Here is a 14,952-nt window from a genome sequence, read left to right as displayed (position 1 = left end):
CTTGATATTCAAAAAATCATTGAAGATTCAGGACACACTATTCTATGGTTACCGCCTTATAGTCCTGACTTAAACCCTATTGAGCAAACTTGGGCTTGGGTTAAGAAAAAGCGTCAAGATTGGGGAATAGATTGTATCGATACGTTATTCTTCTATTTTCTTTGGCTGTGTGACTGTTTTTTAAGGGCTATGACTATATTAAATCGGGTGCTTTGGTCCAAACTTCAACCTCAAAGGACTAGATTGGCTTAATACTTTGTGACTATTTATCACTATCTGAGAAAAAGATAGAATGAAAAACAGTGCCTAAAATGACTTATAAAAGGAGCAAGTAGCCTCTTTTTTTGGCTTTATGACCTAAAAAAGCTTAATTTTTTGTAAAAAACTTAGCAATTTGGCAATTAATTTGAGAACATGACTTGAAACTTTTGTCTATCATCGCAATCTATTAGACAAGGCAATTAGCAGAGGTGTGGCTAAATAATAGTTTGGCTTTCATGTTTGGTTTTATATTTGCATGGTTAGCTTTGTATTTCGCCGCTATAAGCACCCTCTTTATTGTATTATTTATGAGCATATAGAACGCCTATATTTATTTGAGGAAATTTTATGACAACAATCGCAAAAGATACTGCCGTACGCTTTAACTATATTCTAAAAGACGAAAGTGGCAACGTTATCGACCAGTCACAAGGTGAGCCACTAGCTTATCTACATGGTCATAACAACATCATTCCAGGTCTTGAAAAAGAGCTAGAAGGCAAGTCTGCTGGCGATTCATTAACAGCGGTTATCGAGCCAGCGGATGCTTATGGTGAATATCAAGAGCAAGCCGTACAACAAGTACCTCGCGCTAATTTCCAAGGCGTTGACAACATTCAACCTGGTATGCAGTTCCAGTCTGAAGCGGAAGGTCAAGTTATGCTAGTAACCGTTACTGACGTTAATGATGACACAGTAACTGTAGATGCTAACCACCCACTAGCAGGTAAAAAACTAAGCTTTGACGTAGAAATCGTTGAAGTACGTGCTGCTACTGAAGACGAATTAAACCATGGCCACGTTCATGGCGTAGGTGGTGTACAACACTAAGAACTGCTCACCACAGTTTACTTGATATCTTTGGATTTATACTTTTTAGATCTATATGATGATATCAATGAAAAAGAGCCTTTCACTTAGTGAATGGCTCTTTTTTTATGAGCGTAATCTGATTTAATAGGTTAGTAATTCAAATAGTTTTAGATAATATTTTGATCCCTACTCAGCTAATTTTTTAGGGGCCTCTAAAAGTAGTGGCGGTTCAGTATCAATGGCGTCGTCAGAGGAATCCTCAATAGCGTCCGTATTATGGGTAACCTTTTGCCTCCCTTTCTTCTTTGTGCTCTCTGCCTTTTCTCGATAGATGCAACGGGCTGGGAAAAATACGCTAAAAGTAGAGCCCTTGCCTTCCTGAGAGTCAACTTTTAATTTGGCGCCATGTTGATACAGTACATGTTTCACAATAGCCAGGCCTAAGCCGGTACCACCAGTGCTTCTACTACGCCCACTATCGACTCTATAAAAGCGCTCAGTCAAACGCTCAAGATGCTCAGGCGCAATACCAATACCATTGTCTTGCACTGAAAACAAACACCCCTCTCTCACTTCTTGCCAAGCAATTTTGACCACTCCGCCTTTCGGCGTATATTTTATGGCATTGGTAACTAGGTTTAATAAAGCACTATTTAGGTAACCGTAAGAGCCATAGACATCTAGCTGAGAATCTATATGCAGGTCGATGAGGTGCCCATAATCTCTGTTATAGGCTTGGGCATCATCAAAAATACTGGTCATCAGCTTAGGCATATCGACCCGCTCAATATTAATAGATTCTTCGTTTTCGAGACGGGACAGCAGCAATAAATCATTAATAATATGATTCATCCGCTGGGTTTGCTGGGTCATTAAACTAAAGCCACGTTGCCACTTAGGATCTAAATCTGGCTGGTCAGAGAAGGTCTCAATATACCCCATCAATACGGTTAAAGGGGTACGCAGTTCATGGGACACATTCCCCACGAAGTCTTTGCGCATCTGTTCTAAATGCTGCAGGCGGGTCACATCATAAATAATGAGCAACTTTTCATTGCCAAAATGAGTCACCTCACATTGCAAAAACCTTTCATAGTCTCGCCAAGAGCGCATACGCACCCCATCATTCGGGGAGACAGCATCAACATAATAGTTGGTAAACTCAGGCAGATTAATCAGATCCAAAATGCTTCGGCCCTGATCCTCTGAGCGCAAATCCAACAAGGTTTCCGCAGCCTGGTTCCACCACTCTAAACTGTCCTCTTTATCGAGCAAGATCACAGCGTCTTGCAAGGCCAACAATGAGCTGCGGATTTTTTTGATTAGTCCCATCATTTTCTGATGGGTCATTTGTTCTAGTTTTTTACTCTCATACAGCTTATTGGCCATGAAGGTCAGGCTGCCAGACAGCTCAGGAGGCGGTAAAGTTAAAGACTTGGTCATCCAGCCATAGAACTGTTGCACCGCATATAACCGCCAGAGGTTATAGAGCAACAATGCCACTATAATCCCCCAAGGCACTGAGTTGAGGAAATAATGGCCAAGGACGGTGCCCAATAGAGTTAAGGTGACCAACCATTTCAAATCTGACCATAGCAAAGCCGACCGAGGACTCTCGCTACTGGTGGCAGGCTGTCTCTTAGAAGGGCTCATGACACTCTCAGTTCAATGATAAAAAACAACATAGTTAGCAGTACGGCCCTTAACACCCTCTACATTTGGCTCTTATGATAGAGCCCATTATAAAGCCAAAAATTTTGACTAAAGAATCATAGCGTATGGATCAAAGAGCCACTTACCCATTCACTTGGGTGGAGAAACGATAACCAGTGCCACGCACCGTTTGGATAAATTTAGCATAGTCATAAGGCTCGAGCACCTTACGTAAGCGTCGAATGTGAACATCAATGGTCCGATCTTCTACATACACATTACCGCCCCATACCTGATCTAGTAATTGGGTCCGCGTATAGGCACGCTCTGGATGGCTCATAAAAAAGGCCAACAAACGATATTCAGTGGGTCCGATTTCAACCGGTGTGCCATCCGCTGATACGCGCTGGCTCACAGGGTCTAGACTTAACCCTTGGGCTTCAATAGGCTTATCCCCTGATAAAGCATTACTACGACGAAGGACCGCCTTGATTCTCGATATCAGCTCACGGGTAGAAAAAGGCTTAGTAATATAGTCATCGGCGCCGGCATCCAGCCCCTGTACTTTATTATCCTCCTCGCCTCTTGCGGTCAACATAATAATGGGCAGTTCTGAAAGCATCTCATCTTTTTTAAGGCGACGACATAAGTCTATGCCTGACTGATTGCCGGGTAACATCCAGTCTAATAAAATCAAAGCAGGTCGATGATCAACAACTTGGTTATGCGCCTCATTAACATCTTCAGCCTGCAGACATTCAAATCCTGCCATCTCTAACGTGGTAACTATCATTTCACGGATAGCGGGTTCATCCTCTACAACCAATATGGTTTCTGTATTCATCTTATTTATTGTCCTATAGTTTACATCTCTGATACTGAGCCTGTTATTGCTAATAAAGTTTCAATATCTGGTAATTTGGCTCATAAAATTATGACCGTTATATTACAGCCTATAATTATGACAATCAGATGACAAATAAGGAACTTATCAGATTAAGTCAGTATTAAAGTCAATAACTTAGCTTTAAACTGTATCAAATAACCCTAATAACAAATAGCCTTAATAAATGGAAGTGACCTAAATGACAGGCATTAATATTAATCTATCTCTAAAATAAAATTTAGCGGGCCATCGTTGTCTGCTTTGACTAGCATATTAGCCCCAAACTCACCGGTCTCTACTTTTGAATATTGCTGTTTGGCATAAGCTACCATCTGCTCAAATAGTTCACTGGCCTGCGCTGGTGCCATTGCTCCCCCAAAATCTGGGCGGCGACCCTTATCAGTTTTGGCCATTAACGTAAACTGGGAAACTAACAGCAACCCACCTTCTACTTGCTGCACATTTTTATCCAGCTTACCTGCTTCATTATCAAAAATACGATAGGTCAATATTTTATCGACCATCTTTTGGGCGGTCTCAATATCATCTTCAGGACCCAAACCAATATAAGCCAAGATACCTTGCTCAATCTCACCCACAATCTGACCATCAACCGTCACACTGGCGGCACTTACCCTCTGAATTAAAGCCTTCATATTAATACCTCAATACCTTCTTTATACCACTATCTCACTACTAGGCTGTTACTGTTAACGTGGTTTAATACGGTTTATGATAAACTAGCCATCTATTAAAGTTTATTTTTAGTTTCTTTTAAATTTACGGTTTTTACCTTCTATTTTCACAGCTTACGATGATACTCCTTATGAAAAATATAATGAAAGACTCATTAAAACAAAAAGCTCAACAGTTACTCACTCGTGACGGTCTATTTACCGCAGCCCAACACTTAGTTCCCCAACAAAAAATTAGTGAGGTTGCAGGTCGTCTGGCTGCCAGTCAAAACCCCATTGTCAAAAAAGCATTCGTTAATACTTTCGCCAAAGCTTATGGTATTACCTTAGAAGAATATGCAAGACAAAATCTAGCAGACTTCAAAAGCTTTAACGACTTTTTTACCCGAGAATTAGCCGAAGAAGCTCGTCCTATCGATGACACCGAGCAAGGTATTGTCTCACCCGCTGACGGCATAATTTCACAAATCGGTTATATTGAGCAAGGCCAAATATTACAAGCCAAAGGCCGTGATTATGCGGTGGGTCACCTATTAGCCGATACCAATAATCAAGACGGTAACTATTATGAAGGCGGTAGCTTTGCTACGGTGTACTTAGCGCCAAGTAATTATCACAGAGTTCACATGCCATTTGATGGCACCTTGATTGAGACCCGCTATGTGCCTGGCACCTTATTCTCAGTGAATAATGTCACGGCGCAGAATGTCCCCGATTTATTTGCCCGTAATGAGCGTCTAGTCTGTATTTTTGAGACTCAGTATGGCCGTGCCGCTGTGGTCTTAGTGGGCGCGATGATTGTGGCTGGCATCGAAACCGTGGCCACTGGCAAAATTGACCGCTCTGACAGCATCCAAACCTTAGAGCACAACCTGAGCTTGAAAAAAGGCGATGAGTTAGGTCGTTTTTACTTGGGCTCAACCGCTATTGTGGTAATGCCAAAGTCTGCCGGTGTTGAGTGGTCACAAGACATGGAGCATGGCTCTGTGGTGCAAATGGGTCAGCTTTTGGGTGTGGCTAATAAAGCTTAACCTACTGATATCCGTATAATTTTCATTATCTTAAAGGTGCCCCTCGTGCACCTTTATTTTTTTAATAACATTTTTACTTATTGCCATGCATCAGGCATCAATTAGCCAGCCTTGCTCAGTGGCATAATCAATCTGTTTTTCTATCCACTCATGAATAACTGGAAAACTGTCGGCAATAAAAGCATGCATACCAGCCACCTGTGAGCGCTTAACCCCGTGATTGCTCCAAGTTTTACCCCCAGTATTTATATTTAGTAAGAAGGGCAACAGACGATCAATGGCTTTTAATAATTGGGTTTCAGGACTGCTGCCGGTCTCTTGCTCATCCCAGACGTCAAGCAAATTATCAATGCCACTGCCACCATGTGCCTGTAAACGCACAATCCCCTGCCGCTCCTCAATATGTGCCTCGCTGCGACTGCTGTCGTACAGAAAAGTATCGCCGGCATCAATCTCACCCAAATCATGTACCAGGGCCAACTTCAAAAGCTTTTCATGATTCACGTCAAGTTGAAACAATTCTGCGATAGACCAGCAGGCCATGGCCAAATGCCACGAGTGTTCCGCCGAGTTCTCTAGCCGATTAGCCTGAGTGACATAACTGCGCCGGTTAACCCGCTTTAACGCATCAAGCTCTAATAAAAACTCGGTAATTTCGGTCATGCTCAGCGGTTTATCAGCTTTATTTTTTGTGGTGGGTAATGACATGGAAAACCTTGTGTCTTGGTAGAAAGTATTGTTATAGGCTAATGCAATATAAGGGCTTATACAAGGCTACGCTACTGACCTAGGGGTCTGACTCTCTTAAGCAGCCGAGTTATAGCTAACAAAAATCCGTGACCAAGCCAGCTGACTTTATCACGGATTATTTAACTAAATAGAGATTAAGGCTTTTCGGTTTTATTTATTCAATGAGCTATAAGCTATTTAATTAATTGGCTAATGGCTTTAAATACCGGATCCTTACTCGAGCGGCACAACTCAAACAATATCGCCTCAGTAGTAGTTATCACAGCGCCTGCTCTACGCATACGGCGAATGGCTTGGCGACGGTCATAAGCATCACGAGAGCCTGTGGCATCGGCAATCACCACAAGCTGCATGCCATTATCAAGTAGGTCTAGCACGGTTTGCATCACACAGATATGAGTTTCCATCCCAAACACCAGCACTGAAATACGGTTTTGCTGCGCCAGATAGTTCCAAGTTTCATCATTATCGCAAGCACTGAAAGTGACCTTTTCAATAATTTTGGCCTTCGAGGTATCTAGTACTTCCATGATTTCAGGCAGCGTCTCACCAAGCCCTTTTTTGTATTGCTCATTTAGGACAATAGGGACATCAAGTAGCTGTAGACCTTTAATTAGAGTCAGTGTCTTTTTGACAATTTCCTCATGGCGATAGATATGCGGAGCAAGTTTCTGTTGCACATCAATGACCATAGCCTGAGTATTTTCGCGTATGATACGATAGGTTTTATCTGTGGTAATAGTTTTTGACATAACACACTCCTTGTGTCGTTGAGGACAAAAATACCTGTCCCTATTAAGTCATATAAGTGTCACTGGGTCAAACTCTTTGGTGAACAGTTGTTGTAATTTTTCGCATCATTACCTATCAGCAATCCCAACGATGGTAAGCTGACGCTCATAATAGCCCATATGACCATAATTACCGGCCTTACTGATTACTGCCTTTACTCGAACCCGATTTAAGGTATAAAGGCTGTCCACTATCCTTCTTTTTTTGGCCAAATCATCCAGTATATTACTCGGGTCTGCTACATGATATTGCACGCCCTGCTCAGTGGTAAAGCTAAATTGCTCCAAGCTTTTGGTTACTTTTCCTGCCAGTATTTGTGGCTTAATCGAGCCCGAGTCTTTTTTATCGGCTAAGCCTGTTGCTGCTAACTTGGCACTAGATATCAAACTTAGCCCCACCCCCACAGCTGTGATTAAAAAAAGCTTGGTTAAAGCTGCTTTTCTATAAGGGTTTTTATGGTTGTCACCAGATGTTGAGTTTTGAGTGGTTTGATTGCTTTTGACAGAATCGAGCGTTTTATTATTAGACATAAGACAATACCTTTTGGCGAAATATGAATTTATTTTGCCTAAGAAAGACATAAAAAAACACCTCTAACATTACGTTAGAGGTGCCTTTTATACAAGATAAATAAACAGAACTTTTTGCTCTATTATTTAACTTTTTTTGGTTTATACACGCTCAATAACGGTAGCAATACCTTGACCTAGACCAATACACATAGTGGCTAGACCAATTTCAGTATCCATCTGCTCCATAGCATTTAGCAGCGTTACTGTGATACGTGCACCAGAACAACCTAGTGGGTGACCTAGCGCGATAGCGCCACCGTTAACGTTAACGATATCTTGCTTGTCTAATAGGTTTAGAGCTTTTAGGACAGACAGACCTTGAGCAGCGAACGCTTCGTTTAACTCGATGGTTTGCATGTCATCAAGACTCATACCAGCACGCTTAAGCGCTTTTTGAGTGGCTGGTACTGGACCATAACCCATGATAGCCGCATCACAACCGGCAACCGCCATACTACGGATACGAGCACGTGGCTTAAGACCTAAGTCTTTGGCTTTTTGAGCGCTCATTACTAACATTGCAGACGCACCGTCTGATAGCGCAGAAGAAGTCGCAGCTGTCACTGTACCATTTGCTGGATCGAATACAGGGCGTAGTTTTGCCAATGACTCTAAAGTAGTGTCAGGGCGGATAACTTCGTCCACAGTACAAAGCTGTAAGCGGCCTTGCTCATCATGACCTTCAATGCCAATGATTTCATTATCAAAACGACCCGCTTGAGTCGCTTCCCACGCACGGCGATGTGATTCAACACCAAACGCGTCTTGTTGCTCACGAGTGATGCCATTCATGCGACCTAACATTTCAGCCGTTAAGCCCATCATGTTAGAAGCTTTAGCATAGTGCTTAGAAGCGGCTGGGTTGATATCGATACCATGCATCATGCCTACGTGACCCATGTGCTCCACACCACCGATGATGAACACGTCACCTTGGTTGGTCATGATTTGAGCCGCTGCAGTATGAAGCGCTTGCATTGATGAACCACATAGACGGTTCACGGTTTGACCGCCAGCAGTCTTAGGAATATCAGCCAATAAACCGATGTTACGGCCAATGTTCATGCCTTGTTCTAGAGTCTGGTTCACACAGCCCCAAATCACATCTTCAACTTCATTGGTGTCAAAGTTGTTACGCTGAACTAAGGCACGCACTAGCTCTGCTGACATGCTGTCTGCACGAACATTACGGAACATACCGTTTTTGGATTTACCCATTGCAGTACGCACGCCATCTACGATGACCACGTCTTTTGGACTTAATGTTGTCATGTAATACTCCTTGAATTTTTTATCGTTTAGTCTAACTGACGCTGCCCGCTCATTGTTGAGTCATGTGCTAATAAGGCAGATGGCAGCATCAGTTGACTAATTAATTATTTAGTCGTCCCAAGCTTATGGTATTAGGCTTTTGGGTAAAAAGTTTCGCCGGCTGCAGCCATATCACGGATTTTCTGTGGCGCTTCATAAGCTTTGCCTAGGTGAGCATATTTCTCACATAGCGCTAAGTAGTTATCAAGGCCTAGTTGGTCGATATAACGGCATGGACCACCACGGAATGCAGGGAAACCAACGCCCATGATCATTGCCATATCAGCTTCGGCTGGAGTAGCAACGATGTTGTCTTCTAAGCAGCGAACCGTTTCGTTACAGAAGGCTAGCATCATACGATCGACGATGGTTTGATCATCAAATTTTTGCGTATCGCCATCAGTGGTCGCTTTTAATAGCTCGTAAGTGGCTTCGTCAGCAGTTTTCTTCGGCTTACCGCGTTTGTCCATCTCGTACTTATAGAAACCAACACCATTTTTCTGACCTAAGCGGTTGTTTTCAAACAGATGCTTGATAGCGCCTTTGTAGTCTGGCTTCATACGATCTGGGAAGCCTTCTGCCATGACGTCTGCACCATGTACGCCCGTGTCTAGACCTACCACGTCGATTAAGTAGGCAGGACCCATAGGCCAGCCGAATTTCTCCATTACTTTATCAACGTGTACGAAATCAGCACCTTCTTTCAATAGCAAGTCAAACGCGCCGAAGTATGGGAACAATACGCGGTTTACTAAGAAGCCTGGGCAGTCGTTTACAACAACAGGCACTTTACCCATACGCTGAGCCAGAGCAACTGTGGTAGCAATTGCTTCTTCTGATGATTTCTCACCACGGATAACTTCCACTAATGGCATACGATGCACTGGGTTAAAGAAGTGCATACCCACAAAGTTCTCTGGGCGCTCAAGCACAGTGGCCAAATGCGTGATAGAGATGGTTGAAGTGTTAGAAGCTAGGATAGCGTTTTCTTTAACCAATCCTTCTACTTCTTTCAATACTGCGTGCTTAACTTTTGGATTCTCAACAACCGCTTCGATAACGATGTCAGTTTCACCAAAATCGCCGTAGTTAAGGGTTGGACGAATACGACTTAGCGTTTCACCCATTTGCGCTGGCGTCATTCTCTTACGCTCGACCATTTTCCCTAGCAGCTTGCTGGCTTCACCCATACCTAAGTCTAATTGCTCAGACTTGATGTCTTTCATGATAATTGGCAGACCTTTCGAGGCTGCTTGATAAGCAATACCGCCGCCCATGATACCAGCACCAAGTACCGCAGCTTCATTGATTTCATGAGCATTCTTAGTGTGTTTTTTGGCCAGTTTCTTAACCGCTTGATCGTTTAAGAATAAACCTACTAAACTTTCTGCTTGGGAGGTTTTAGCCGCTTTAGCGAAATGAGCCGCTTCTACTTTAATCGCTTCATTGCGGCCCAAGTTCACATGCTTTTCAATCGCTTCGATAGCGATGGCAGGAGCTGGGTACTGTTTAGGATTTGCTTTAGCGAAGATAGCGCCTTTGGCACTGTTGAATGCCATCGCTTGCTCAAGCTGATTTAGCTTAACCGGTTGCAGCTTCTCTTCACGCTTCGCTTGCCAGTCTAAATCACCCGCGATTGCTTTTTTGACTAGGTCAATGGCGGCTGCTTCCAGGTCGTCTTGTGCTACAACCGCATCAACCAAGCCTAATTTAAGCGCTTCGGCTGGCTTTTGAGCCTTACCCGTTGCAATTAACTCTAACGCATTGTCAATACCGATAACACGTGGGGTACGCACACTACCGCCAAAGCCTGGGAAGATACCTAGCTGAGTTTCTGGAAGGCCGATTTGAGCTTTTTCGCCCATTACACGGTATTCACAAACTAGGGTCATTTCACAACCGCCACCTAGAGCAGCACCGTTAATCGCAGCTACTTTAGGGAATGGCAGATCTTCAAAGCGGTTGAATACACCGTTGATTTCAACGATCCAGTTTGTAATTTCTTCTTCTTCTTTATTGAAATGGGCCACAAATTCTGTGATGTCTGCACCAGCGATAAATACGCCTTTGGTAGAGGTGACAATTAGGCCTTTTACATTATCTGCTTTTTCTAGAGCGGTCACAGCTTCGTCGAACTGTTTATTGGTTTCGGCATCAAATTTATTAACGCTCTCGCCTTCAGCATTAAACTGTAGGTTGGCAATGCCATCATCTAACAATGATACCGTAATGCGGTTACCTTGATATATCATGTAAATCTCCTTGTTATTTTATTGCTTTATTTTAAGCTTCACGTGCAATCACTCCACGTCATAAGCTAAATCACTTTAATTATATTCTAATAAGCTTAGGTAAAGCGTAAGCTGTAAAACATAGGCTTCTATAGATTCTATATTATTAGAGCGCACACAGTGTAGTAAATTACTATCATATAACTTGCCGCTTTATATCTTTACCTTAGCAGCTGTGTGTTGAGTCATCATTTACGCCGGTTAGTGTAGGGGATTTAACCCCTTGATGTCACAGCGCAATCACTGACTCATAGGTCATATATTTTATTGTATATTCTTTACAGAAACATTTATTACCCTAAAAAAACCGCCCTACCAAGCTCCACATCAGGCCCGCTTAAATCGATATTAATCTAAGTATCATAAATTTCATAAGTCATTGATTAAATAAATATTATATTATTCTGTTAGCTTATGGGTGCTAACAGCAGGCGAAAAGTGTAACTTGCACATGTTAAACTAGTCCCCATAAAGATTAAGATAGTATTACTATAATTTCCCCTCATTTGTATTGAGCATCGGTTCTATGATTAAACAGCCCGTCAGTTTTGAAAATCTAAGTCAACAGGTCATCGCCACATTAGAGGCCGACATTGAGTCTTTGCTAAGCCATGCCAATTTACCCAATCCCTTACAAGAAGCTTGCTACTATGCGATGACTGGACAAGGTAAGCGAGTGCGTCCGTTAATGGTGGCTTGTGGTTATCAAACCGTGCTGCAAGGTGAGACTGAAACTGCTGATAACAAGGCGACAAAAACTGAGACCTCATTAGAGTCAGTTTTGTCAGACAACTGTCGACGGGCGATGTTAGCGGTAGAGTTTGTTCACACCTACTCTCTTATCCATGATGACCTCCCCTGCATGGATGACGATGACTTACGCCGGGGCCGCCCCACTTGCCACATCAAATTCGATGAAGCCACTGCCATGCTGGCAGGCGATGTGCTACAGACCTTAGCCTTTGAAGCATTAACCGCTGACATCGAAGGGTTTGCCCCTATTTCAGAGGTGCAAGCTGCCCAATTACTAACGGTTTTAGCGCCAAGAGCCAGAAGAATGGTCTCAGGTCAAATGCTGGACTTAAATGCTGAAAATAAACAGATTACCCAAGCCGAACTTGAAGCCATACACCGTGATAAGACGGGGGCTCTAATTGAAGCAGCGGTGCTTATGGGCGGCGTGTGTGCCGAAGCAACCGCTGATCAATTGGGCGCTTTGACCCAGTTTGCCACTAATATAGGTCTAGCTTTCCAAGTACAAGATGACATCTTAGATGTGACGGCCAGCACCGATATTCTAGGCAAGCCTGCTGGCAGTGATGAGGGACTAAATAAGTCGACCTATGTCAGATTAATGGGCGTAGATACAGCAAGAGATTATGCTAAATCCTTATTTGACGAAGGCAAACAAGCGATTGTCGATAGCTTTGGTCAGCAAAGCGCCTTAACCGTACTAGCAGATTGGCTATGGCAGCGCCAGAAGTAACACTAACAGCACTATTAGACTGCCTAATAATTGATTATAATAGAATTCCATATTCTGCTGTCAGCGGTGCCCGGCTTAATGCTTTATTATAGACACTATCCTATAGATTCTTTTGGGTACCGCTAGTGGGACTGTCTCTATAGCAAGCCCTATCTTTATTGTGCTAGGGTTTGCTGTCCTCCAAGTAGACACTGCCAAGTGCACAACATCTTATTACACCAGTCGGAAGTTTATGCTTTTTTTACAGCAGATTAATGAGTCTAAAAAAGTAACAAAGAGGGCCAAAAGTCGTTTTGGTGATACTCAGACTCGCCGGCGCCTGAGCTTTAAGCAGGCTTTGAGCGCTCAGTTAAAAAAAGCCGCTTTAGCCAAACCCTCAACACGTAGTTTACTAACTGCTTCAAGCTCCAAGCTATCAAAAAAAGCACAGACCAATCAAAAACAATTCAATCGAAAAAAGCTCGAGCAAAAAAAGCCGCCGAGCCTTAGCCGTCAGCACTTATTACGCTTGTGCATTTTATTAAGTTTGGCCAGTATGGCCACCCACTCTGTCTCAGCATCTGCCAATGTTTTTGATCCGATACGCCGTGTGCTATCGCCAATTATCAGCATCATAGATAAAAAAGAGACTACACAGCCTGTTGCTCAACCTACCCTGTCGGAGGCTGAGCTGATAGCGACGTCCAATACTAGCAACGAAAAGACAGAAGAATCTCATGGCCGCTTATCTCTAACCAAAGACAGACCCAGTTTGCTAAATGTAATGCAAGCTGAGTTCTTGATTAACCGCGGTGAGATAGACGCAGGATTACAGCTTTACAAGCAGGAGTCCCTTAAAGATGAAGCTACAACAGTCTTTGAGCGCGCCTTAGAGTTGTCCTTACTGTATGAGATGCCAGAAGAATCCTTGGCGTTCGCGGTGAAATGGCAACGACAAAATACCGAACACGTTCCAGCCTTATTCTATGTCGCTCACTTAGCATTAAAGGCTCATGATTATAATTTATCAGGCAAGGTGCTAACTGAAATTCTAGAATATGATAATCAGGCGGATCTTAGTGAGATTCTTATTGGTATTTATCCCACCAATGAGTCTGATCAGCGCTTACTGCTAGAAACCTTATTACGCCTACCCAAGCACGACAACCCCTCTTTGTTAGTGATGCAGGCAGGTTTAATGTCGCAATTGGGTCAGCCAGACATCGCTTTATTGAGTGTAAATAGAGCCTTAAAGCTCAAGCCTGACAATGCGCCTTTTATTGTCCTAAAAGCCGACATCTTAAAGCAGCTTCAACCTGACCTTCAGGTACTGAAGTTTATTAGTGCTGAGCGAAAAAGATTAAAAAATAATAAAACCTTGTATCTGTACGAAATCCGCTACCGCTTGGAGTTGGGTGAGACCCAAGAAGCGCATGAGCTTTTATTACAAGCTCACAAATTATTTAACGATGAAGAGGTCACGCTACTGGCCGCTTTAGTCAGTATCGATATTGAAGCTTACCCCCAAGCAGATGAGTTGTTATCTGCTCTCGCCTCCTCGCCGGCCTATATCGATCAAGCTTATTACTATCTGGGTATTAGTGCCGAGCGGCAACAGAAGTTTGATAGAGCAGAGCGCTTTTTATCCAAGGTTATGCAAGAAAACTTGGTACTAAAGGCGCGTCAAAAGTTGGTGTCTATTCAACTTTTGCAAGGCCGTGCAGATGACGCGCTAGCGACCTTAAAGCAATTTAGTGAGCAGTTCGATGTGTACGGGCCCGAAAGCGCCATAATGCAAGCAGGCATTTTGCGTCAACAAGACCAATTAACTGCCGCGAAAAACATCTTGGCTGAAGCCAATAAGCGCTATCCCGATGATACCAAATTGATGTTTGCTAGGGCCCAGCTTTTAGACAATGAACAAGACACCGCGCTAAAGCGTAGGCTACTTGATCGCTTACTGCTGATAGATCCTGAAAATCCCGATTACATCATCGCTTCTGCCAAACTATTGTTTGAAATGGGCAACGAGCAAGATGTTGAGCAATCTCTGGATTTAGCACAGTCGATATTGTCACTGCCCTTTGATTCGCCCCAATTTGATCAACAGAACTACTTAGCGGCCTTAAACCTAGTAGCCGCTGACGCTCTGTCCAAAGAGCAATACCAACAAGTTATTGAGTATCTCGAAGTCCCTTACGATATCTCACCGACTCTGGATTCAGGAATTATCTTACTTCGTGCCTATCAAGGTTTGGGACAACAAGATAAGGTCTTAGACTTGTTCAACGACATTCAGCAGCGCTTTGCAGTCGGCCAGCAAGACATCAGCGATAGGTTGCAATCCTACTAACCCGCCTCTTAGACACAAAACTTGAACGCAACAGACTCTTAAAACTCACAAAGCCTTGATAAAATCACATTTTTAATAA

At 43.2% G+C, this 14,952-nt stretch carries 13 protein-coding genes; 5 read left to right on the top strand and 8 right to left on the bottom strand.

What is annotated here, in order from left to right:
• Together A1019T_RS13850 and A1019T_RS04660 are read left to right on the top strand one after the other, a co-directional pair.
• A partial coding sequence (locus tag A1019T_RS13850; RefSeq protein ID WP_279626171.1) for a transposase occupies positions 1–252 on the top strand: 252 nt, incomplete at its 5' end.
• A gap of 357 nt (positions 253–609) precedes the next feature.
• The gene (locus A1019T_RS04660) at positions 610–1,092 is read left to right on the top strand and encodes an FKBP-type peptidyl-prolyl cis-trans isomerase (protein ID WP_077450632.1); all 483 of its coding nucleotides are present in this window, start codon (positions 610–612) and stop codon (positions 1,090–1,092) included.
• Between the two features lie 168 nt (positions 1,093–1,260).
• Here A1019T_RS04660 and phoR read toward each other — a convergent pair whose 3' ends face one another.
• The 3 genes from phoR to dtd all read right to left on the bottom strand — a co-directional run bounded on the left by phoR (position 1,261) and on the right by dtd (position 4,269).
• Positions 1,261–2,727, bottom strand: a complete 1,467-nt coding sequence (gene phoR, locus A1019T_RS04655; RefSeq protein WP_077450631.1) for a phosphate regulon sensor histidine kinase PhoR — start codon at positions 2,725–2,727, stop codon at positions 1,261–1,263.
• Between the two features lie 142 nt (positions 2,728–2,869).
• Positions 2,870–3,571 carry a phosphate regulon transcriptional regulator PhoB gene (phoB, locus tag A1019T_RS04650; RefSeq protein WP_077450630.1) on the bottom strand — a complete coding sequence of 234 codons (702 nt, stop codon included), beginning with the start codon at positions 3,569–3,571 and terminating at the stop codon, positions 2,870–2,872.
• 257 nt (positions 3,572–3,828) lie between these two features.
• Positions 3,829–4,269 carry a D-aminoacyl-tRNA deacylase gene (gene dtd / locus A1019T_RS04645; RefSeq protein ID WP_077450629.1) on the bottom strand — a complete coding sequence of 147 codons (441 nt, stop codon included), beginning with the start codon at positions 4,267–4,269 and terminating at the stop codon, positions 3,829–3,831.
• A 182-nt stretch (positions 4,270–4,451) separates the two neighbouring features.
• Here dtd and asd point away from each other — a divergent pair, with 182 nt between their 5' ends.
• Positions 4,452–5,339 (top strand): archaetidylserine decarboxylase, encoded by an 888-nt coding sequence (gene asd, locus A1019T_RS04640; RefSeq protein ID WP_244156539.1) that lies wholly within the window; start codon positions 4,452–4,454, stop codon positions 5,337–5,339.
• Between the two features lie 90 nt (positions 5,340–5,429).
• Here asd and A1019T_RS04635 read toward each other — a convergent pair whose 3' ends face one another.
• The 5 genes from A1019T_RS04635 to fadB form a co-directional block, all read right to left on the bottom strand.
• On the bottom strand, positions 5,430–6,047 hold the full coding sequence (locus A1019T_RS04635) for an HD domain-containing protein (RefSeq protein WP_077450627.1): 618 nt from the start codon (positions 6,045–6,047) through the stop codon (positions 5,430–5,432).
• A gap of 215 nt (positions 6,048–6,262) precedes the next feature.
• Complete coding sequence (locus tag A1019T_RS04630) at positions 6,263–6,841, bottom strand: isochorismatase family protein (RefSeq protein WP_077450626.1); 579 nt, start codon at positions 6,839–6,841, stop codon at positions 6,263–6,265.
• Positions 6,842–6,949: 108 nt separating this feature from the next.
• Complete coding sequence (locus A1019T_RS04625) at positions 6,950–7,411, bottom strand: hypothetical protein (RefSeq protein WP_244156537.1); 462 nt, start codon at positions 7,409–7,411, stop codon at positions 6,950–6,952.
• A gap of 141 nt (positions 7,412–7,552) precedes the next feature.
• Positions 7,553–8,725, bottom strand: coding sequence for an acetyl-CoA C-acyltransferase FadA (gene fadA / locus A1019T_RS04620; RefSeq protein WP_077450625.1), 1,173 nt, complete (start codon positions 8,723–8,725; stop codon positions 7,553–7,555).
• Positions 8,726–8,856: 131 nt separating this feature from the next.
• Entirely contained in the window at positions 8,857–11,016 is a 2,160-nt protein-coding gene (gene fadB, locus A1019T_RS04615) for a fatty acid oxidation complex subunit alpha FadB (protein WP_077450624.1), read from the bottom strand.
• A gap of 565 nt (positions 11,017–11,581) precedes the next feature.
• Here fadB and A1019T_RS04610 point away from each other — a divergent pair.
• A complete protein-coding gene (locus A1019T_RS04610) occupies positions 11,582–12,541 on the top strand; it encodes a polyprenyl synthetase family protein (RefSeq protein WP_095532565.1) in 960 nt (319 codons plus the stop codon).
• Between the two features lie 232 nt (positions 12,542–12,773).
• The gene (locus A1019T_RS04605) at positions 12,774–14,873 is read left to right on the top strand and encodes a tetratricopeptide repeat protein (protein ID WP_077450622.1); all 2,100 of its coding nucleotides are present in this window, start codon (positions 12,774–12,776) and stop codon (positions 14,871–14,873) included.
• Positions 14,874–14,952: the final 79 nt, after the last annotated feature.

The sequence above is a fragment of the Psychrobacter piechaudii genome (assembly GCF_900162825.1).
In the GTDB taxonomy this organism is placed as follows: domain Bacteria; phylum Pseudomonadota; class Gammaproteobacteria; order Pseudomonadales; family Moraxellaceae; genus Psychrobacter; species Psychrobacter piechaudii.
Note: the sequence above shows the minus strand (reverse complement) of the source record. Positions and strands in the feature narration are given on the sequence as shown.